The sequence below is a fragment of the Candidatus Pedobacter colombiensis genome (assembly GCA_029202485.1).
Lineage (GTDB): Bacteria > Bacteroidota > Bacteroidia > Sphingobacteriales > Sphingobacteriaceae > Pedobacter > Pedobacter colombiensis.
Window position 1 is genome coordinate 5236302 of record CP119313.1, and the last position, 19673, is coordinate 5255974.

Genomic DNA, 19673 nt, shown 5'->3' on the forward strand with positions numbered 1-19673 from the left:
CTAAGGTATTATTTTCTCATCCAATTGTTAAGATGAAACGCGAATGTTTTTCCGTCCCAATTGCCTACCTGAAAACGTGGTATGGTGAAATTATAAGTATCAGCTTTAAAATGTTGAGGATTTGTAGTGAATGCCAGTGCTACATCTGAATCAGCCAAAATCTCTAAAGTGTTTTGATCCCAACCACCGTGTGGATACGCCAGGTATTTAATGGGGTTGTTAGTTAATTCTTCTAAAAAGGCAATTCCTCCCTGTATCTCACTTTCTTGATAATCGTATGAAAAATTTGGCAAGAAAGGATGTGTCATTGTATGCGCACCAATAGTAAAGAGCTTATTTGATTGCAAATCCAGGAGCTCTTTTTTATCCATTGTAAAATACGCTGACCTGTTATTCGTATTGTTTGCCCAGGTTTCAAGGACTTTGATAAACGTTTGATGCTGTCCTGCAGGCATTTTCCTAACAATAGCGCAAAGTTTGAAATACAGATCGGTAGGGTTAACCATATTGTTAGAATTACCGATATCCCATGAAATATTCTCAGGATGCTTAAGTATTAATTTGTCAGGTAGATTAGTCGATTGCAAGCAAATGCGTTCCAGAGCATCCCACCAAAATTCTTGTTGCTCCCCAATTGAATTCGTAGGAATAAAGAATGTTGCCGGAATGTTGTATTTTTCAAGTAAGGGTTTGCCGGCTAAATAATTATTCCGATAGCCATCATCAAAAGTAACAACTACGGTATTGGAGAACATTTTGTTTTTTTTAGCAAGTATATCTGGCAATTCATTTACCGGAATTACATTATAGGCTTTTAATACTTTTAAATGTTCTTCGAAATTCTCAGGACTAACAGCAAGATCCCAAGGGTCTGATATAGGGTTTGCTATCCGATGATACATTAATACAACACCGCGGCGAGTATACTTGTTTTTTACTTTTGATAGCAATGAATGGAGCATTAAAGCTATTTTTTTAATTGAATGGCTACGATAACACTAAATGCAGTATCTCTTACATCAAGCTTTGATCTATCCACTTCACCAATTCCAGCCCCATATAAGAAAGTTGTGGCAGCATATACATTGCCATAAGTTTTTATCGTAAAACTGTTTGTAGGGAATAACTCTGCGAAAATCCTCCTCATAGAATGCTCATTAAATGACCAAAGCCAGTATTTACCCCATTCTCCCCGGTCGATCGGGCTTATTCCCGGAGTCGTTATCAATAATATTCCATCCTTTTTAAGGATTCGGTAACAATGTTTCAGCGCGGATATATAATCATAAATAAGATGTAATGTTTGTGTAAGTATAATACAATCAAAATGTTCGGAAGGTAAGCCTTCCCCTTTACTTAAATCCCCAATATAGGTAGCGCCTGGTGTGTCGGCATTTAAATGTAAGACATCACTTTTTATAACATTGTTTCCACCGTATTTTAACGTATATGCGTTATCTGCGATCTCTAAAACATTGCCCTTAATATGAACGGATTGTTCAGCTAAAAATTTTTCAATATAGTAACGATCTACAGCACCTCCACGGTCAAAGCCAAAATCATTACTAAATGGTTTTACTGACTTAAAATCGCCCCAGTTGATTTTACCTTGAGCAGGGATAAATTCAGGATACAAGCCCAAGCGGTTTGCTAGCCTTTTGATAAAAGTGGGTAAGTGCCTTTTTAGCGTAGTTTTTAAACTGTTGGTCATTAATATTAATTATAAAAATCGGGTTTAATACGCTTGTTTTATTAAAAAAAATAATCTTAAGGAAAGGTAATAATAATAATAGAAATTTTGATAAAATTATGATTTAAAGCCATGAAGTTATTGGGGGTGTGTCTAATTTTACTTCGATGGATTATTCTTTCTTCAAGATCTCAATCACCTTTTGCTTTAACATTTTCAGGTTGACATTGGTCTCTTTTTATAATTTCACTACATCTAAATTCTTGTCAACCAACAATCCATCAATGGCTTTAAGATCAAATTTCACTTTACGTTTCGCTTTAAATTTCAAGATAAATAGATCTATAGTTCCCGCTAAAGCTTCTTTGTTCCCTATGTTGACAAAAGTTGGATACAAGGCTTTATTTCCATTCGTATGTAGCCTATCATAGGTCAGGTTGTCCATCTGCTTCATGTTCAATGCCTGTACGCCTATAAACTCGTAATCCTGTGAATTGTATGGCAATGCAAAGCTTAAAGCATTTACAGATTTAAAGTTTGTGCCTTTCACTTTAACCTCGATGATTTCATCTTTGTTATAATTCTGTTTTACGGTACTTATATCGAGCTTCCCAGCTAATCTATCTATTTTACGATCATCGATCCCACCTTCAAGCTGTGTCGCTACCACTGAAATGTCATAAGCATCGATCAGGTTATTTTTATTGATATCACCATTGCTGATATACCCTTCGAAGTCAGCATCACCTTTTCTCAAGCCGGTGTAGTTGGTGTACGAAGTCAAATCATTTTTGTCAATCAAATGGTCATTGTTGATATCTCCTGGAAGATAGCTTTCTGTTCCCGGAACTTTAAATACATACAATTCACGACCTGAGCCAAAACCACCCACACCATCAGAAACAGCAATTTTAAGGTAACGGGCAGATGGATGGCTAGTGAAATTAAATATTTTAACATCATCACTGTTTGCCCACTCAAAAGAGCCCGCTTCAGTCCAGTTTTCCTTATTGTTACTATAGAATACTTTGCCGCTCAGTAATATTCCATTTCCTTTTCCTGTACGTGGCAGGTAATGAAATTTATCCAGCTGATGAATTGCCTTTAGATCAAGAACCATATCAAAAGGAACCGCTTTTGCACCCCATTTGGTATGCCAAAGGTTTCCTTCATCAAAATCAAACAACTTCCCGATGCCAGATCCACCCTGATTTTCGGCTGTTGTCGTGGCAACAATTCCCTGAATTGCAAATTGCAGCGGATTCGATTTAGTCGTCGCCTTAATTTCTGCCCAATCAGAACGGCCATCCTTATTTACTGCACGCAGTTTAAACGAATAAGCAGTTTCTGCAGTCAACCCGTCAAATAACAGGGCAGTATCTTTGATGGTGGTATAATGCATACCATTGAAATCTATTTCATAGAAATCTGCATGATTAACTTTTTCCCAGGTTGGCTTCAGCCTATAGGCCTCTGTATTGTTAGCTGTAATACGGGCATTAACTGGGGAGGTTAACCTTCCTGATGAGACAAGTTGTCTATTTGCCGGGTCATATTTGAATCCCTCAACAACGAGGTTAATAGCGTTAGTTGTAATGTCGGTAGTGCCAAGTTTTACCAGAAGTTGAGGGTTTTTAATGATGGCAACCTTTTCAAATTCGCTCCCCTTAGTTGCAAACCGATTTAAGCTAGGAGTAGCATCGTAGAAATATACATTCTCTTTCTTTAAAAAGTCATCCATTGAATTGACCTCAGTCAATTTTACATTGGTTTTCCCGATTGTAGCAGTTATTTTCTTCGGTCGTTCCGTCACATTTATTTTAAACTCAGTCGCTTTTTCCTTCACAAAATCATCGAAATCACCTTCTGAAGGGTGAATGGTAACAAGTGCACGGTTCTTCTTATCAACTTCGGCTTCAATTAAGCTTGATGTACCTTTTCCTGATTTGTATCGTTCTGTTGTACCATCATCATCATATTCTGTAAACGAACTTTTTTCAGATGGATAAATTTCATAAATGCGAATTCCTTTATTGATCTCCGATATATTGTTGTTCGGATTTGTCATAGGAATGATTGCTCCGCTCTTTACAAATACAGGAAGCTTCCATAATGGAGCATCAAAATTGTTTAAAATGCTGTTCCCAGCATATTTTTCTCCAGTGAAATAATCGATCCAAACTCCTTCCGGTAAATAGATCCCATTGCGGATGTCATTGCCTTTTTCATCCAATTTTGTTGCCTGATAGATTGGGGCAACTAAGAAGTTTGGTCCATACAGGAATTGATATTGAGTTGCAGTTCCTTTAGTATATGCATTTGGATATTCAAGGAACATTGCTCTGATCATTGGTAGACCGGTGACGGCCTCCTTAGCAATGCTGTAGGTATAAGGCATCAATTCCGATTTGAGCTTTAAATAGGTCCTGTTAATAGATGTAATCGGCTCGCCCAATGCTTGTGGATATTTCTCGTTAGCACCCCATCCATCCATATTCAATTGCATAGGAGTGAAGGTTTTCCATTGGAAATCCCTGGTGTTGACTACCGTGTTTTTACCACCAAAAATACCATCCACATCCGAAGTAATATTAGGCTGTCCCGATAATCCGGAACCCAAATAAGTTGGGATGTGAAAACGAATGTACTCCCATACACCTCCGGTTTGGTCGCCCGACCAGATACCTGCATATCGTTGCGTACCAGCCCAGCCATCTAATGATATGATAAAAGGTCTGCTGTTATTTCCATAGTCAGACATGATTTTAGCCACATCGCTCACCCCATTAAGCCCAAATGAATATCCAGCCCCTACCCAGGCTACATCTGTTTTCAATACGCGGACACCAGCATCCTTTACCTCTTTTAGGATATCCCGTTGCAGTAAAGCACTAACTTCAGGTTTGGGGTGAAGGTCAGATTGTGTCCACAATCCAATTTGAACACCATTTTTACGAGCATAATCTCCTAAGCTTTTTAGATTCTGAATATTTCCATCCAGTGTTTCCGTTTGTCCATAACCGGCACCATAGCCATCGTTTGGAAGTAGCCAGCCGAAAGGCATATCGTTCTTTTTATATCGATCAATAACAGCGCGGGCAGAAAACTGATAATTGTTCTTTTCTCCGTTCAGAGATTCTTTAATGCCACCATTATCCTTTTGGCTCTCTTTATAGCGCTTGCCATCTTCAAACAGAACCCCTTTTTCATCTTCCTTCCAAAAATCCCGGTTATAAGCATTTAAATGCCCTTGATAGAAACCAAACTTAGGCAAAAGCACGGGATTTCCTGTGAGTTGATAAAAATCATTCAAAAGCGCCACAGCTCCATCACCCGTCATAAAAAAGACGTCCAGATAATCGGTTTCGTGCGACAATTTTACCAATCCCTTTTCTTTAGCCCCAAAGTCGTATTTGCCTTTTTTGAAGGTATTCCACATCATGCCATAACCATTAGACGACCAATAGAAAGGCGTTGGAGAGGCCACTCCTCCATCTGTCCAGCTGTTTTGATTTTCTATAGCAATCGCTTTTCCTTTATGAGAAAAACGGCCATTTTGCACACCCCCACCATAGAAATATTCCTGAGGATTTTCCTTTAAAGTTAGTGTGACTGCTTTCCCAAAGCTTATTGGCGTTGCTTCTTCAAGAATAACAGCACGAGTAATCGGATTGATTATTTTTAATAAAGAGGTATTCTTGTCTATCTCAATAATAATCTTGTCGGTGGATATGGTAACCAGATTATGCCCGTCTGTCAGGTTTAATTTTGTAACCGGTTTCCTTGGATTTTCCACCAAAATTTTAGCTTCAGGTTTTGCTTCCGGATCTCTCATTACTCCACCCGAATTATCCTGAAAAAGCCTGAATATTTGGTCATTATAAAAATCCAAAGTCAGTCGTTGATTGTTGGAAAGTAATAGCTCAATCACCGTTGAGCCAACCTTCTTTGCACTAATGACTTTCTGATTTTGCTGTGTTAGCTGTTGTGTGGCTGTGGTTTTTTGTACAGCCAGGGCCGGAGTATCAGAAATCAGTAAGGGAAAAGCTAGCGCAAGCAAAGCGCTGCGTTGAAGGTGGGATCTGCAGAATATTTTCTTCATGGTGGTTTAATAAGTTTTTATGCACTTTTAGCTCTGGTGCAGCATTGGTTTCCGTTAATTACTGAGGGATCTATATAAACAGATTTTGGTTCCTATAACTAACGTAGTAATGTAAAGTTATGAAATGCAGCAACGTAAGCGGTGGTTGCGATTAGACAAACACCGCGCAAACGTTTGAAATGAGCTAATAATGACATTTAAAACCTATTCTGTCACCATTAATGATATGGTCTTGGATTTTCCAAACACGATATGCTTTGAAGGGTTTAATGGCTCAGTGTTCCATAAGCATTCACGAACCGTTAATAATTGGTTTTGAGTGTCTATAGCAATAAGTTGGAAGGACAACAAGGTTTCATTACTAGCAGAGTCCCGGCCTTTCATTGGCGAATCTACCCTAAAAACATCCAGGTTAACATTATTTTCAGGTCCTTTGTAAACGTAATATTCATTCCAGTTACTATTGCCATGAAAATAGGCTTTAATGTTGGGATGTTGTTTTAAAAATGTAACCCAACCGAGCTGTTCAATATCAGTAGAGCCATCTTTGGCTTTATCAGAAACGTCTCCTTTATAATGTTCGGCAGTTAGGTTTTCAAATTTACTTCCCGGTTTTACGTGCTGAGGAGAATGTGGATTTGTAAAGTGTTTTGCTTCGCAGGTTGGCTGATCGTGGGTAAAAATAATTACAGGTGTAGTAGCAGAAATGTTTTGAAGGTCTTTTTGCATCCAGATACGTTCGGCAGAATCAGGCCAGAGGTTTACAAACATCAGATGGATACCTTTTACGTCAAAAGAGTAATGGACCTTATCAGTTGCATAATTGTAAGATGCATTGGTTTTAGGTAGATCAGGCTTAAGCATTAGATTATAGATGCCCACCATTGCAGTGGGGTCTGTTAATGGTTTCATTAGCTTGCCGTGGCCAATTGCATTAGAGATATCATGATTGCCTGGTAGCAGCAATAGCTGCGTTGGCATGTTGTGTTGATTCTTTAATTTAAGGCCCTGCATATAATCCGTTTTAAATTGCGACCAGGATAATGCAGAAGATTGAACCGGTATTTCCATCCTGTTGGTGATGTCGCCCGATTCTATAAGATAATCTATATAAGCTATTGGTTGACTATTTTTCACGCCCGAATCTGCGGGGAAGTAGAGTTTTGATAAGGTATTGATTTTGCTGATCATGGCAGCATTTACCAAATTACCACTTACGTCATGATCGCCCCTAAAATTTGAGCGTTTGATGCCGTAATGGGCATCAGAAGTGTAAACAATCTGAACAATAGCATTGTCTTCAGCTTTTTGAGCATAAGAGTAGCAAATGTTTAAACCTAAAAGGAAGGGTAATAGTAAAAGTGTTTTTTGTAATGACATATCAATCAGTTTCTCTTGTAAAAGGTAATCGCATTTTTGGCACCGGGATAGCTTTTTATTTCCGAAATGGTAAAATAGCCGGAAGCATCAGATGCAAAATCAATAGCTTCTCCCTGGTGCTCATTTCTATAGTACGGCGCATCCTGGGGTGCGCGCAATAACATTTGTTGTACAGTCTCTCCTGGATTTCGTTTCCAATACCATATCTGGCCTGTATTTCTAAGTAACATTTCGGTTCCGTCTCCTGAGATGGTCCCTGCAGTAAGTAAATCGAAGGGCAGCTTTGCAATAGGATCGAGCTTTGTTACACCACTTAGATTTTGAGGATAGCGCGCTACATATACCGTGCTTGTGGCAGATTGTTTGGTAGCAATATATAAATCTTTAGTACCAGGGTCTATCATCAAGGTTTCGGCATTTACAGGGCCATTGGGATAGCGCAATTCAATTTTATCAATGCCGGAAATATGGACAGCTGTGGCGGTTGTCGGGTTTTGTAAATCAGGTTCTGGAAAACGGTAAATAAATATGGAGGTGCTACTTGATTTATTGTCACCTATTTCTGCAACATAAATATAGCTCTTACCCGGAATAGGACCCGGACCAATAGCTATATCTTCCCAGTCGCGGTTCTTGATGCCATCCAGAATAAGCTTCCCTAAGTCATTTCCATTAACATCTGTAATATAAACCTCATTACTGTTGCCACTGTCTTCGTGTAAATACAACCGGCCCTTGTAGTTGAGACTTGCAGCAATACCGGAAATTTCCTGACTATATTGATTTACTAAGTTGGTTACAGTAGGCTGATTAGAAAAATAATTTGTATTCGTTAACAGGGCCAGGTTGTAACTTGCAACAGGCACATTATCCGGCACTACCGGGGGGGTAACGGTGTCTATAGTGGAGGGAGTTTCGGTTTTGTCACCATCTTTTTTACAGCCAATTTGTAAGCTGCAGATAACCAATACAGATAATAGAAAGGGACTTGCTTTCATGCCGATAGTTATTGTGGGGTAAAATGATAAAGGCACATGATATACCATGTGCCTTTGAATTAAATCATATAGGGATTAGTATTTGTGCTGATTACCGGTTCCATCAGTTGGGAATGCACCCAAGTCCTTGTTTGGAGGGGTAATTGTTGCACCAAAAACCGGATCTGTAGACAATTTCTTTTGTGGGAAACCATATTGAATTAATAATGGAGCTGTTGCTTTTGAAGGGAAGGCATTTTTGCCTGTACCACCAGGATAAACACCTGCTCCAATAGCCGGAGAACCTGCTCTTAAATGAAAATCAGCACCTGCAGGGATAACTGCATTACGATAGTTTCTGCCTTTGCTGTTTGCCGCAAGGTCATAATTCGCAAACATTGGGTCATACTTTAGTGAATCAGTCGCTGTGTTCACGCCCGGATTAGTGCCATTAGCCGCAATAGCACCATTCACATAACCATTAAGGTCAGTAGATTTTTTAAGTGTAAATTGGTTTGGTTCAATAAAAATCATGAACTGCTCTGCGCCACCCATTGGCAAACCTCTACCAATGTAAGTAAGGTTATTGCCATAAGAAGTATTCAAGGTATCACTAGGCTTGCCTTTTTCAGACAAAAAAGATATGCGTAATCCTGATTTGCTGTTTGCTACAATGTTGTTATAGATGAACCCACCGGCATTGGTCTCTGTATTGATCGATCCATTTCTGGTCGCTTTGGTTTGTCTGAAACCGCAATTGATTACCGTATTGTTGTAAATATTAACCAAACAAACTTTACCCGATGCACCTGAAGTTTTTAAACCGTTGGTTGCAATTCCGTAAGTAAGATTGTAAGCCATATCGCCATATACTCCATCTTTAATATTTGTTGCTTCACCACCGGTTCCTCCCATTTTACTGAAGGTGTTGCGCATAAGACTCATGTAAACATTTTGAGGTCTTATACCATCGTCCTTACTGCCCATAAACCAGGAGTCTTCAATAATTAAACTACCTAATTGATTGTTTACGCTATTCATGTAAATTGTAAAACGAGCATCACCAGGAGCCGCGCCATAGTCAGCGGCATTTGTTCCCCACGGGCCTCCGGTATATTCAACATGTGTCCAACGAAGTAATAAAAGTTTAGCCGATGGACCACACTGAAATCCACCCCAGTAACCTTTGTAAGCAGGGTCGTTTGCAGGATCATCAGTCAGACTTGCATTTGTTTTAGGCGTAGCCGAGGTTGCGAATACCGTAAACCAATTTGGAGCATCTTTAGTACCATTACTTACCAGTGAGCCATTAACGAAAAATGCCGGACTGGTTTCAGGTGATTTGCCATCTCCATGAATTAATACCTTCGCTCCCGGTTGCAGGTATAAGGTATCACCAGCATTAATGGTCACGTCAGACATAATATGGTAGGTTTTACCAGCCAACATGGTTCCTTTTAATGGAATTGCATTGCCACTACCATCTTTTTTAGGTAGTATGGTATCGCTAATTGATTGACCAACGACAAAGAGAGGTTTAGAAATTTCTATTTTTTCTGTGCTTCCCTTTTTACAAGAATAAAATGCTGCTGTTACTACCAGTAGTAAACAACTCAGTAAAGTAAATTTTTTCATGATGCGAAATATTTAGTTTTAATTTATTTAAATATGTAACGTAACCCCAATTGATAGTTCTGACCATAAATGCTGCGTTCAGCTAATGTTTTCCCAGTTGAAGCATCCTGATAAGGTGCAGGAATACTATTAACAGGAGGCTTGTTTATATAAACTTCATATTTGGAATTGAGCAGATTCTGAACCTTTGTAAAGACTGAGAAGCATTTACCAATTTTCTTTTCTGCAGAAAAATCAAATAGATTGGTTCCTTTCTGCCAATAATCAAATCCATAGTAAGGTGCAACCAGGACGATGCGTTTACCTGTATATTGCCAGGTTAACTGAATATCAAGGCCCAGGTTTACATTTTTATATAAAAGTGCAGCATTTGCAATGTGAGCTGATTGACCTTGTAGTGGTCTTTCTTCGTCAATGTAGAGTGGTTTTAGCGTACCATTTTCAACAACTGAGCTGAACTTTGTTGTGGTAATTGATGAGTGGGTATAAGTGTAATTTAGCCTGATACCAAAGCTGCGGATATATTTTTCGTATACCAATTCTAAACCATAATTGGTGGCATCTCCAAAATTATTAGGCTGATAAACGGTTTGATTTTGAACACCGGTAAACCTAAAGCCATACTCAATTGGATTGTGGATTTGCTTGTAAAAGGCACCGATTAGAACCTGCTCGTTAGACTTTGGGAAAAATTCGTAACGAAAATCTATATTATTAGCCGTAGTATGTAACAGTTCAGGATTTCCCTTTTCAGTCCAGTTTTCTCCTTTGAACTCGTAGGGTACAATCTCAAAGAATCCGGGCCGACTGATGGAAGCAAAGTAAGATAGCCTAAGATTAGTTTTTGTATTCAGCATGTACTTGAAATGGACACTTGGCAACTCATCAAGGTAGGTTATACTTCCTGTTTTAGCGGCTTGTGTGATTGGTACATCAGTATCGAAATTCTGATCAGTGTTTTCTAAACGGAGTCCAATAGTGGTCTCCAATTTTTTTAACTGGAACTTAATCATTGCATATCCTGCGCTGATCTTCTCGTTTGCTCTGTAGTTGTTTGCATGAGCAGGAGTTCCGGCCGGGTTAAATACCTCCCAATTAAAATTATCAATGCCAGACCATTCCTGGTGACTACCATCTTGATTTGGAACCGGTCTCAGTTCATAGTTCTGATAAAAATTATCACGGTGTTTATCCCTGTACATCCCACCTGCGGTTATAGTATAGGGGATTGATGCAATTTTGTTTTTAAAGGTTAAATTGGCGTATCCGGAAAAATCACGGTCGCTATTTCTCCACCAGGTTCGGTTAAAATTTTGCGTGATATTTGGATGTTGGTATGGCGGAGCATTTGGAGTAGACGGGTCTGTGTAAAACCCGCCATCGTATTCATATTCTGCCCAATCCGGAATTTGGTTGGTTGCTTTCGAATATACACCAGACCATGTAAATTTCAGTTTTTCAGGAATAATCTGGTGCTCCCCCTGAAGGGTGCTGTTGTAAATGGTTTGCCTTTGAAACCTTGAGCGGGCATAATACCAAACCTGCCCCGTACCTGGCCTTGTCCTTGGCGCAGGGAGAAGCGTATCGATGGTTGTTCTGGTTTGGGCTTCATCAAGAATAGCATAAAAATTGTATAAGCTAATCTTATTGCCGTTGTTAATGCGGTAATCCAATTTTGCATTAAGCCCGGTGCGGGTTTGTTGAATAGAGTACTCGCGACTGTTGGCATGTTTTATATCAAGGGATCCGCCTTCCCTAAACTCTGCAGGATTAAAAATGGTGGAATACCCGCGATAAGTGTTTTGATAAGAACCACTGACGATTACCCCCAGACGATTGTCAAAGAAGCGATTTCCAATAGACAATGACCCCAGCAAATTTGGGGTTTGATCTTTCTTGGTATATTTAAGATTCTCGCGGGTAAAGTCTGTGGCCTTTGCCAGATATGAGGGGCCATTTGCTTCGTAAGGAGATTGTCTGTTTATGGCGCTAACCGGAAAGGAATAGTATCCCCGGTCTAACAAAGTTTGACTGGTTCCTGTGGACATACTGCCATTAATGTAAAGCCTATCCGGAGCATTTTTCATGACCATGTTAACCGTACCACCTATAGCGTCGCCTTCCATATCGGGGGTTAAGGTTTTGTGTACTTCAATGCGCTCAACCAGGTCTGCCGGGAAAATATCAAGTGGTACATAGCGATACCTATTGTCGGGGCTTGGGATTTTAATTCCATTAATGAGGGTGTAGTTGTAACGTTGATCCATACCACGGATAATGGCATAACGGCCATCGCCACTTCCACTTCTTTCAACAGATACTCCCGAAACGCGTTGCAAGACGTTTGCTACTGTAATATCAGGAGACAACTGAATTGCTTGTGCAGATATGATGTTAACAACGTTTGTTGATAGCTGCTCGGATTTTTTAGCTGATGCTTCAGATTCAGCATTGCGTTTGCCCGAAATCTGAATCACATTTAATGCAGCGTAAGATTCATTTAAACGAAAGTCAATATGCAGATTCCCATTTACAGTAATGGTGGTATCCTTAGCAGTATAGCCTATAAAGCTACAATGTAAGGTATAAGTACCCGCAGGGATATTTTTTAAGCTGTATGATCCATCAAGCGCAACATTGCTTCCTCTGGATAGTTTTTTGTTAAAAATACTGGCCCCTGTTAGTGGGGTTTTGGTTTGCAGATCGGTAACAAACCCTCGAATGGTGTAACCGCCATATTGCGCAGTTGCTTCAAAACCAAGGACTAAAAGAAAGCAAATAATATAGATACTCCGTTGCATGTGTATTTGAGAATGTAATGCAAAAGAGAAGATTAAATACTTCTTAAAGTATAGGTTTTAGTAAGCTTAATTAAATGATAATCTAAAATTAACAACTCATGGTTTAATGTTAAGGTTTGATTATTAATTGTTTACGATGTTGGTTTTGTGGCTAGCTCTTTATAGCCGGATAGATATTCATTATAATCAGCCTTCACCTTATTGGCATAATTTTTTGCGTAGGTGATTAAAGGTTTATGCCATTCATTGTGGGCAGCAAAAGCTGTGAGCTCATCATTAATTGCAGATCCTTTGATACCACTGCTGCGTAATTGCGCGGAAGCGGTTAAGATGGCCATATCTGTTAATACCATTTTCAAATCTTTAAGATGATTTGCAAGAAGTTCAAAATGTATCTTATCGGCATAAGGTTGCATTTCCTGTAATATGTAAGCATCCTTTTTAAAAAGGGTTGTACTTAACAAGGCTGTTGATACATTTTGCATCCGATACTTGCTGGTGATCATTCGACTGGCTTCAGAATCCCAGATGGGTTGAGGAGTTTTGTTATATGGTGCAAGGGATGATGTAGTTCCCTGTTTAAGTTCGATCAACAGATACTTGTCCTTAGCTTTGATCCCTTGTAATAGGAACATATACCGCTTTAATCCAATACTTCCTGTGCCAGCAACGCGAAATGCAGCGTCTTTAACAGCATAGTTATTTGGCCAATCCTTTGTGTTTTTTAACCAGGTAGATACGTGTGTTATGAGTGCTTCTTTTAGTTTAGGGTCTAATTTAAAATGAAGCGTGTTGTCGATTTTTATAGTCAACTTTTTACGATCCGGATCAGTTATCTTTTTGATCAGGTCCCTTTCCTTTCTTTTTTTAACATTGTTTAGGAAATAGCGGACAACTCCCTTTGCTGTTCTGGGGTCGATATAATGGGCTTTTCCACCTCTCAGGATCTCTGTATATTTATTTAAAAACAAAGTAACCATTTCATCCGCAACTGGTTTTTTTAATTTCAAGGTATCGAAGGCCACATAAATACTGGTCAGGACCCTTGCCAATTCCCAATTTAATGGGGCTAGCATGGATTCATCAAAATCATTCAGATCAAAATAAACCATACGGTTATTCCCTTTAAAACTGCCAAAATTTTCAAGGTGTAAATCACCGCATATCCAGGCTAATGGAGATGAAGGGAAGCCTTTGGCATGGGAGAGATCTTCGTAAAAAATATGACAAGTCCCTCTCAAAAAGCGGAAGGCATTTTCTTTCATCGCTTTATACTTTAACTGAACCATGTCAGGAAGTAAGGGCGCATTGAATTTTGCAATTCTTTCAATAATTGTATCCATAATACTTTGTATAAATTACCAGTCAAAAGAATCGATCTTTCGTTGATCTAGTAACCAACTATTAAATCCTTCTAGTTTATCTTTTTTCCCACTTACCCGAACTTCCATGATGATGTGTTGGCTGGTACGGGATAGCCTTAGGCTATTGTAACGGAGATTTAAAACTTTAAGCTGCTCTTGAACTGCAGCACAATCATTTTTATCCTTAAAAACAATACGGTAATCGCGATGCTGAAAGCGATCGTCTATCCAGAATTGTATGTAGTCCATTGCATATAGGATAAATAAGGCAAGTACAACAGAAATGCCGGCAAGGGCATATTCTCCAATGCCAATCAGCATACCTATGGCAGCAGCAATCCAAATCGAAGCAGCAGTTGTAATTCCAGAAACACTAATGTTGTTTCTGAATATTACACCGGCGCCTAAAAAACCTATGCCGGTAATGATATTGGCTGCAATCCGGTCGCGGTTATCTTCCACACCTAAAAGATAAGAACAAATGGTAAATATGGTTGAGCCAAAGCAAATCAATGCCAAGGTTCGGAATCCTGCAGATTTGCCCCTGACTTCTCTTTCAAAACCCAATATACTTCCACACACAACCGACAGAAATATTTTTAATATTTCATCATGATAAAGTTGAGCAGATAATATAGTCTGATGCATCGTAGAATGTATAACGTTTTTGGCTTGTAATTGTTTGTTATTCAGTGCGCTGCTGGTCTAATTGTCCTTGCTTGTAAACAGAGGCGCAATAGGTCTGTTTTGTTTTTATATATTTGCTATATGTCATCACATCATATCATCAGAGAGAAACAAGAGCCGGCACTTTACATTCATCAATTAGGTGCTTTTAATGAAGAGTATCTGGGGCAATTGTTAGAATGGAGCCCTACTTTGATCGTTAACGATGCGGTTTACGAAAAGGCGATCAGTATGGGCCTAAAGGTTGATGCGGTAGTAAATGCTTCGGGCACTCATGCTTTTCAGGAAAACACAAGAGTGATTGAAGTTAAAACAGAGGAGTTGGATGCTGTTTTAGACTTTCTGATTGCTGAGCAATATCAGGCGGTGAATATGATTGATACAAAAAGTAATTTAAGGGAACTGGGGAGTTATATTTCCGAAATCAATATTGTGGTATTTACAGAAACGGAAAAGTCGTATGCCATAAAATCCGGATTTAAAGTGTGGAAGCCAAAAGGAAGCATCTTTAAAATCGAAGTGATGTCTTATTTTGAAACCAGTAACCTTAAACAAGAAGAAAATGGTGACTTTGTCGTCATAAATGATGGCTTTGTAGCGTTTAATTTTACAACAGAATACTTATTTATAAGCGAAGTGTTATGATTCTTTTAAGAAATGGGAAAGAAGAGGATATTGAAAGTATCCAGCAGCTTGCAGACAAAACCTGGCCTGCTGCTTATGGCCATATTATTTCAACCGAGCAGATTAAATACATGCTCGAAAAGATGTATAACAGGGGAGAGCTGCTCTCGCAATTACAAAAAGGCTATACCTTTTTAATTGCAGAAGAGAATGACAAAGACCTTGGCTTTGCCTGTTTTTCTATTCACGACTCCGCTAATCATATCTATAAACTGCACAAATTATATGTGTTGCCCGACGCTCATGGTAAAGGCATTGGTAAGCTACTTATTAATGAAGTCGTAAATATGGTAAGAAAGGCTGGAGGGAAATCGCTGGAGCTAAACGTAAACAGAGACAATAAAGCCACCCAATTTTATATTCGGGCAGGCTTTACTGTAAAAGAAACAATGGACCTTGATATTGGCAACGGTTTCTTTATGAATGATTATGTAATGGAAATGGCCATTTAATCGTGCTGTTCTACTAATCTTGGGATTCTGGTTGGTGTGTCTGTGCCCTTTACAATGCTTATGGCGCTAAGGGCAATAGCTTTTATAGTTGCCAGGATATTATCCGTGTCTAGTGTGCTGTATTCATCTTTAACCGTATGATATAACTTGTCTGTGTCTATCTGATCGGTACTGATCGTATGCGCCGGAACACCCAGTGCAGCCAATGTTGCATTATCACTCCTATAAAACAGATTTTGTCTTGTGTAAGGATCGGGATGGAAAGTAAAAGGTGTTCCAACTAGATTTTTCTGAAGGATTGGACCAAAATCAGACTTATCATAGCCGGTAATAAAAGCAGTATTTTTACCAAACTTGCTTTCCTTTCCAATCATTTCTATATTAAACATGGCAACGACATCGTCTGGGTTTAATTTTTTTGAGAAATATTTAGAGCCAAAGCCACCTAGTTCTTCCCCTGTAAAGGCTACAAAAATTAAAGTCCGCTCATTATTGTTTAGCTTTTTATAATACTTTGCCAGCGCAATCATTGCTGTAATGCCCGAAGCATCATCGTCTGCACCGTTAGCTATACTGTCTTGCTCATCCCCCTTTGGTTTTATAATGCCAAGGTGATCATAATGGCCCGAAAACACAACCAGTTCTTTGACTTTAGACTTGCCCGGAATTATTCCCACAACGTTAAATAGAGGCTTACCATCTATTTCGAAGGTCTGCCTGAAACCACTTTCACCTTCCATTGGCAAGAGTCCAATACTTTTAAACTCCGACTCAATAAACCTGGCAGCTTTATCGATACCGGGGCTAAAAGTTGCTCTGCCCTCCATTTCGTCACTGCTAAGCGTTTTTATTAGTCTGTCTACGTATTCCTTGCTGATGATTTTGTTGATGTTTTGTGCCCAGGCTAACTGGGTAAATAGTAGTACTAATAAGGTATAAAAGGTTTTCTTCATTGTTTAATTCAGTTTTGTTATGTTGTTTTAATCGGGCAACTAGCTCTCCCAATTATGATTTTTAAGGTCATGGTAGGCTTGCCCTTTTATAATTTCTTTACGTTTTTCAGTTTCTGTTGAGACTCGCGTGTCTTGTACTTCATCGATAACCTCGGTTTCAAATTCCCTATCCTTGTCGGATTGGTAAACCTGTGTAAGCTCTAAATTCTCTACAGATCTGTCATACGGGCCTTTGCTGCTCATCAGTTTTACGAAAACCGGTAAACATTCAAAGAAAATAAACAGTAGCCCAATAAACGTTACGGCGAGATAAGTACTTAGGTCTCTCGTTCCATCGCGGTTAAAGCTAAGTTGGCCCAATGCCCAGTTTCGGTCAGCAAATCCTGCAATACTGGTTAGGCTGTCCAGCTGTTTCCCCGTATATAATTTCTCGGTCATCAAGCCGTCAAATTGCTTGCGACTATCCACAAACTTTTCCAGCGCACGTACGTCAGCCGTTAAAGTGTCCAGCTCTTTTTCCCGCTCTTTTAATTCTGCTTCTTTTCTTTTGGCATAAGGGCCATAGCCCATCACACCCGATGTTTCGGTCGTTTTATTGCCAAATATTTCAAAGTTAAGTTTCTGCCTGTCGGTTTTTATGCCATTAGCAGTCGAGTCTCTGTGTGCTTTAGCATCATTGAGTTTGCCTAGCTCTATAGCGTATTTGTTTTCAAATGCGGCATTCAGCGTGTCAATCTGCGAGCGTTGGTTGTTCAGGTAGCTTACTTTTAAGCGTTCTTTAATTTCTTTGTCGAAAATTTTAAGTTCCAGTGGGCGCGAAATCACAATCCCGATCATAATGGCGAGTAAAATACGTGGGGTAGCTTGTAGGATCTGTTTATTTGAACTAGCGCTTTTATTGATGCTGGATACAATATATCTATCCATGTTAAAAATGGCTAAGCCCCATATTAAGCCAAAAAACACGGCAAAAAAGACAGCTGCGGTATCTCCTTTAAAAACAAAGTACATGGCGTACCCACCCGATAGGGCGGCAAACAGTCCGGTAAAGAATATAGTGGCACCAATGCCTATATATTTGTTGTGTTCTGTAGGGTGCTTTTCCAGGGTGGAAATATGTGCACCGGAGCAGAACCAAAAGAAGCGGGATATCGAATTCATGATGTAAAAAAAACAAAGTTAACAAAGACTTCACTATTAAACGCCCGGGTTATTAAGTTGTTACAGAAATTAGTGACGTATTGTTAGTGGATTTTCATATTCGATATAGCGCAGCCATTTATTTCAGGATGACCACCGATTTAATTATCTTTGAAAAAATTGAATAACATGATAAAAGAAATAACCGTTCAAGAGCTTAAGGAAAAGATCGACAATAAAGAAGATTTTCAATTGATTGATGTAAGGGAAACATTTGAATATGAAACCTCAAACCTTAATGGCCTGAACATTCCTTTGGGTGGTATTTTAATCGAAGCAGATCAAATAGCACAAGATAAACCGGTAATTATCCATTGCAGAAGCGGCAAAAGAAGTGCAGCAGCAGTAATGCAATTGGAGCATCAATTGGGTTTAACCAACCTTTATAATTTAAAAGGCGGTATCCTTGCATGGCAAGAAGCGTTTGATCCTAATATGCCTGTTTACTAAACATGGGAAAGAAGATCGCATTAAACGTTTTTTATAACCTGGGTATTATACTTTCCATTTTTGGGATCGTTTGGGGTTATAACAACACTAAATATTTAGTAATTGGCTTATTTGTAATTACAGGAGCGTTTTTTCTTTACTTAAAGCTACAGCTGGTAAAGGAAATGCGTAGTAGTTTTAAAAACCGGAAGTAAATAAAGAAGGGTTTATCCCTTCCAGCCCTAGCCCTGGCAGCTGATTTAGCTGGTATTTCCCCTCAATCATTTTAGGCGCGGTAAAAGGATTGTTTTTAGTTAGCCATGGACCATCCAGGTCTGCCCAGTCGCACAGCGGTGCTAAGGCCATGCCTGCCTGCGTAGCACAAGAAGTTTCGCTCATGCAGCCAATCAGCACTTTCATACCCATAGATTTGGCTTTAAGGATCATCTGATGACCTTCGTAGATGCCCCCACTCTTCATCAACTTGATGTTGATACCATGATAAGCCCCCCTTAAGCCTTCCAAATCAGACAATCGTTGTACTGCTTCATCCGCTAAGATTGGGATGGGACTACGTTCGGTAAGCCATGCATTGCCCTCAAGATCGGCTTTATCCATGGGTTGCTCTATCAGTTGAACCCCTTGATCATGTAACCAGTAGATCATTTCTATCGCGTGTTTCCTGTTTGTCCAGCCCTGATTGGCATCTACATACAAGGGAAGATCGCTTACACTTCTTATAGTGTTGATCAGCTCCTTATCATTGTCTCTACCAAGTTTAATCTTTAAAACTTTAAATCCATTGGCGTCAGCTACTTTTTCCTTAATCACTTCGGCGGTATCAATCCCAATCGTATAAGATGTTATAGGCATTTTTGATGGGTCAGCACCGTAAATCTCATAACAAGGCTTATTGAGTAGTTTTCCATTGATGTCATTCAAGGCAATATCAATGGCTGCTTTAATGGCCGGATGCCCCTTCTCAATGCTGTCCAGATAATTAAGGACCTCTTCAAAGTTAAATGGATGAACAAAACGGTTCCAGTCTACCTTTTTTAAAAAGGCAAGGGCCGTTTCTACATTCTCACCCATATAAGGGACCATAGATGCCTCGCCATAACCCTCAATGTTTTCGTAGCTCAGCCTGATCAGCATCACTGGCGTACTTGTACGGGAAAATTTTGAAATAGAAAAGGTGTGTTTTAATTCCAGGTTATAGGCGTTGTAAGCGATCTTCATGGTTAGAAAAGCTTTTTAGTAATTTAAAAGTTATAAAAAGTAGCGTGAAGGCGAATGTATAAATAATATACCTAATATTG

16 protein-coding genes are annotated in these 19673 nt (G+C 39.3%); 4 read left to right on the forward strand and 12 right to left on the reverse strand.

What is annotated here, in order from left to right; all coding sequences use genetic code 11:
- Positions 1-8: 8 nt before the first annotated feature.
- From P0Y49_21840 to P0Y49_21880, 9 genes are all read right to left on the reverse strand, one after another.
- Positions 9-962, reverse strand: coding sequence for a polysaccharide deacetylase family protein (locus tag P0Y49_21840; protein WEK19420.1), 954 nt, complete (start codon positions 960-962; stop codon positions 9-11).
- Between the two features lie 5 nt (positions 963-967).
- Positions 968-1711, reverse strand: a complete 744-nt coding sequence (locus tag P0Y49_21845) for a methyltransferase domain-containing protein (GenBank protein ID WEK19421.1) — start codon at positions 1709-1711, stop codon at positions 968-970.
- Between the two features lie 217 nt (positions 1712-1928).
- Complete coding sequence (locus tag P0Y49_21850) at positions 1929-5792, reverse strand: glycoside hydrolase family 31 protein (protein ID WEK19422.1); 3864 nt, start codon at positions 5790-5792, stop codon at positions 1929-1931.
- Positions 5793-5996: 204 nt separating this feature from the next.
- Complete coding sequence (locus P0Y49_21855) at positions 5997-7172, reverse strand: metallophosphoesterase (protein WEK19423.1); 1176 nt, start codon at positions 7170-7172, stop codon at positions 5997-5999.
- A 5-nt stretch (positions 7173-7177) separates the two neighbouring features.
- Positions 7178-8170: a hypothetical protein gene (locus P0Y49_21860; protein ID WEK19424.1), complete on the reverse strand. Its 993-nt coding sequence runs from the start codon at positions 8168-8170 to the stop codon at positions 7178-7180.
- A gap of 75 nt (positions 8171-8245) precedes the next feature.
- A complete protein-coding gene (locus tag P0Y49_21865; protein ID WEK19425.1) occupies positions 8246-9784 on the reverse strand; it encodes a hypothetical protein in 1539 nt (512 codons plus the stop codon).
- A gap of 23 nt (positions 9785-9807) precedes the next feature.
- Complete coding sequence (locus tag P0Y49_21870) at positions 9808-12585, reverse strand: TonB-dependent receptor (protein WEK19426.1); 2778 nt, start codon at positions 12583-12585, stop codon at positions 9808-9810.
- A gap of 131 nt (positions 12586-12716) precedes the next feature.
- Positions 12717-13928 (reverse strand): DUF2252 family protein, encoded by a 1212-nt coding sequence (locus P0Y49_21875; protein WEK19427.1) that lies wholly within the window; start codon positions 13926-13928, stop codon positions 12717-12719.
- A gap of 15 nt (positions 13929-13943) precedes the next feature.
- The gene (locus tag P0Y49_21880) at positions 13944-14597 is read right to left on the reverse strand and encodes an MgtC/SapB family protein (protein WEK19428.1); all 654 of its coding nucleotides are present in this window, start codon (positions 14595-14597) and stop codon (positions 13944-13946) included.
- Positions 14598-14717: 120 nt separating this feature from the next.
- Here P0Y49_21880 and P0Y49_21885 point away from each other — a divergent pair, with 120 nt between their 5' ends.
- A complete protein-coding gene (locus tag P0Y49_21885) occupies positions 14718-15281 on the forward strand; it encodes a thiamine pyrophosphokinase (protein WEK19429.1) in 564 nt (187 codons plus the stop codon).
- Entirely contained in the window at positions 15278-15772 is a 495-nt protein-coding gene (locus tag P0Y49_21890) for a GNAT family N-acetyltransferase (protein ID WEK19430.1), read from the forward strand. The genes P0Y49_21885 and P0Y49_21890 overlap by 4 nt, the downstream gene beginning before the upstream one ends.
- Here P0Y49_21890 and P0Y49_21895 read toward each other — a convergent pair.
- Positions 15769-16725, reverse strand: a complete 957-nt coding sequence (locus tag P0Y49_21895; GenBank protein WEK19431.1) for a M20/M25/M40 family metallo-hydrolase — start codon at positions 16723-16725, stop codon at positions 15769-15771. The genes P0Y49_21890 and P0Y49_21895 overlap by 4 nt on opposite strands.
- 39 nt (positions 16726-16764) lie before the next feature.
- Positions 16765-17886: a DUF4407 domain-containing protein gene (locus P0Y49_21900; GenBank protein ID WEK19432.1), complete on the reverse strand. Its 1122-nt coding sequence runs from the start codon at positions 17884-17886 to the stop codon at positions 16765-16767.
- Between the two features lie 171 nt (positions 17887-18057).
- Between P0Y49_21900 and P0Y49_21905 the strand changes: the two genes are divergently transcribed.
- Together P0Y49_21905 and P0Y49_21910 are read left to right on the forward strand one after the other, a co-directional pair.
- Positions 18058-18375 (forward strand): rhodanese-like domain-containing protein, encoded by a 318-nt coding sequence (locus P0Y49_21905; GenBank protein WEK21823.1) that lies wholly within the window; start codon positions 18058-18060, stop codon positions 18373-18375.
- Positions 18376-18377: 2 nt separating this feature from the next.
- Positions 18378-18569 (forward strand): DUF6358 family protein, encoded by a 192-nt coding sequence (locus tag P0Y49_21910; protein WEK19433.1) that lies wholly within the window; start codon positions 18378-18380, stop codon positions 18567-18569.
- Here the strand turns inward: P0Y49_21910 and P0Y49_21915 are convergent.
- On the reverse strand, positions 18553-19593 hold the full coding sequence (locus tag P0Y49_21915) for a dipeptide epimerase (GenBank protein ID WEK19434.1): 1041 nt from the start codon (positions 19591-19593) through the stop codon (positions 18553-18555). The genes P0Y49_21910 and P0Y49_21915 overlap by 17 nt on opposite strands.
- Positions 19594-19673: the final 80 nt, after the last annotated feature.

Excerpts from the sequence above, each read along its gene's own strand:
- P0Y49_21840 (WEK19420.1), bottom strand. The coding sequence starts at position 962 with ATGCTCCATTCATTGCTATCAAAAGTAAAAAACAAGTATACTCGCCGC.
- P0Y49_21880 (WEK19428.1), bottom strand. The coding sequence starts at position 14,597 with ATGCATCAGACTATATTATCTGCTCAACTTTATCATGATGAAATATTA.
- P0Y49_21870 (WEK19426.1), bottom strand. The coding sequence starts at position 12,585 with ATGCAACGGAGTATCTATATTATTTGCTTTCTTTTAGTCCTTGGTTTT.
- P0Y49_21855 (WEK19423.1), bottom strand. The coding sequence starts at position 7,172 with ATGTCATTACAAAAAACACTTTTACTATTACCCTTCCTTTTAGGTTTA.
- P0Y49_21860 (WEK19424.1), bottom strand. The coding sequence starts at position 8,170 with ATGAAAGCAAGTCCCTTTCTATTATCTGTATTGGTTATCTGCAGCTTA.
- P0Y49_21875 (WEK19427.1), bottom strand. The coding sequence starts at position 13,928 with ATGGATACAATTATTGAAAGAATTGCAAAATTCAATGCGCCCTTACTT.
- P0Y49_21910 (WEK19433.1), top strand. The coding sequence starts at position 18,378 with ATGGGAAAGAAGATCGCATTAAACGTTTTTTATAACCTGGGTATTATA.
- P0Y49_21850 (WEK19422.1), bottom strand. The coding sequence starts at position 5,792 with ATGAAGAAAATATTCTGCAGATCCCACCTTCAACGCAGCGCTTTGCTT.
- P0Y49_21890 (WEK19430.1), top strand. The coding sequence starts at position 15,278 with ATGATTCTTTTAAGAAATGGGAAAGAAGAGGATATTGAAAGTATCCAG.
- P0Y49_21915 (WEK19434.1), bottom strand. The coding sequence starts at position 19,593 with ATGAAGATCGCTTACAACGCCTATAACCTGGAATTAAAACACACCTTT.
- P0Y49_21885 (WEK19429.1), top strand. The coding sequence starts at position 14,718 with ATGTCATCACATCATATCATCAGAGAGAAACAAGAGCCGGCACTTTAC.
- P0Y49_21865 (WEK19425.1), bottom strand. The coding sequence starts at position 9,784 with ATGAAAAAATTTACTTTACTGAGTTGTTTACTACTGGTAGTAACAGCA.
- P0Y49_21895 (WEK19431.1), bottom strand. The coding sequence starts at position 16,725 with ATGAAGAAAACCTTTTATACCTTATTAGTACTACTATTTACCCAGTTA.
- P0Y49_21900 (WEK19432.1), bottom strand. The coding sequence starts at position 17,886 with ATGAATTCGATATCCCGCTTCTTTTGGTTCTGCTCCGGTGCACATATT.
- P0Y49_21845 (WEK19421.1), bottom strand. The coding sequence starts at position 1,711 with ATGACCAACAGTTTAAAAACTACGCTAAAAAGGCACTTACCCACTTTT.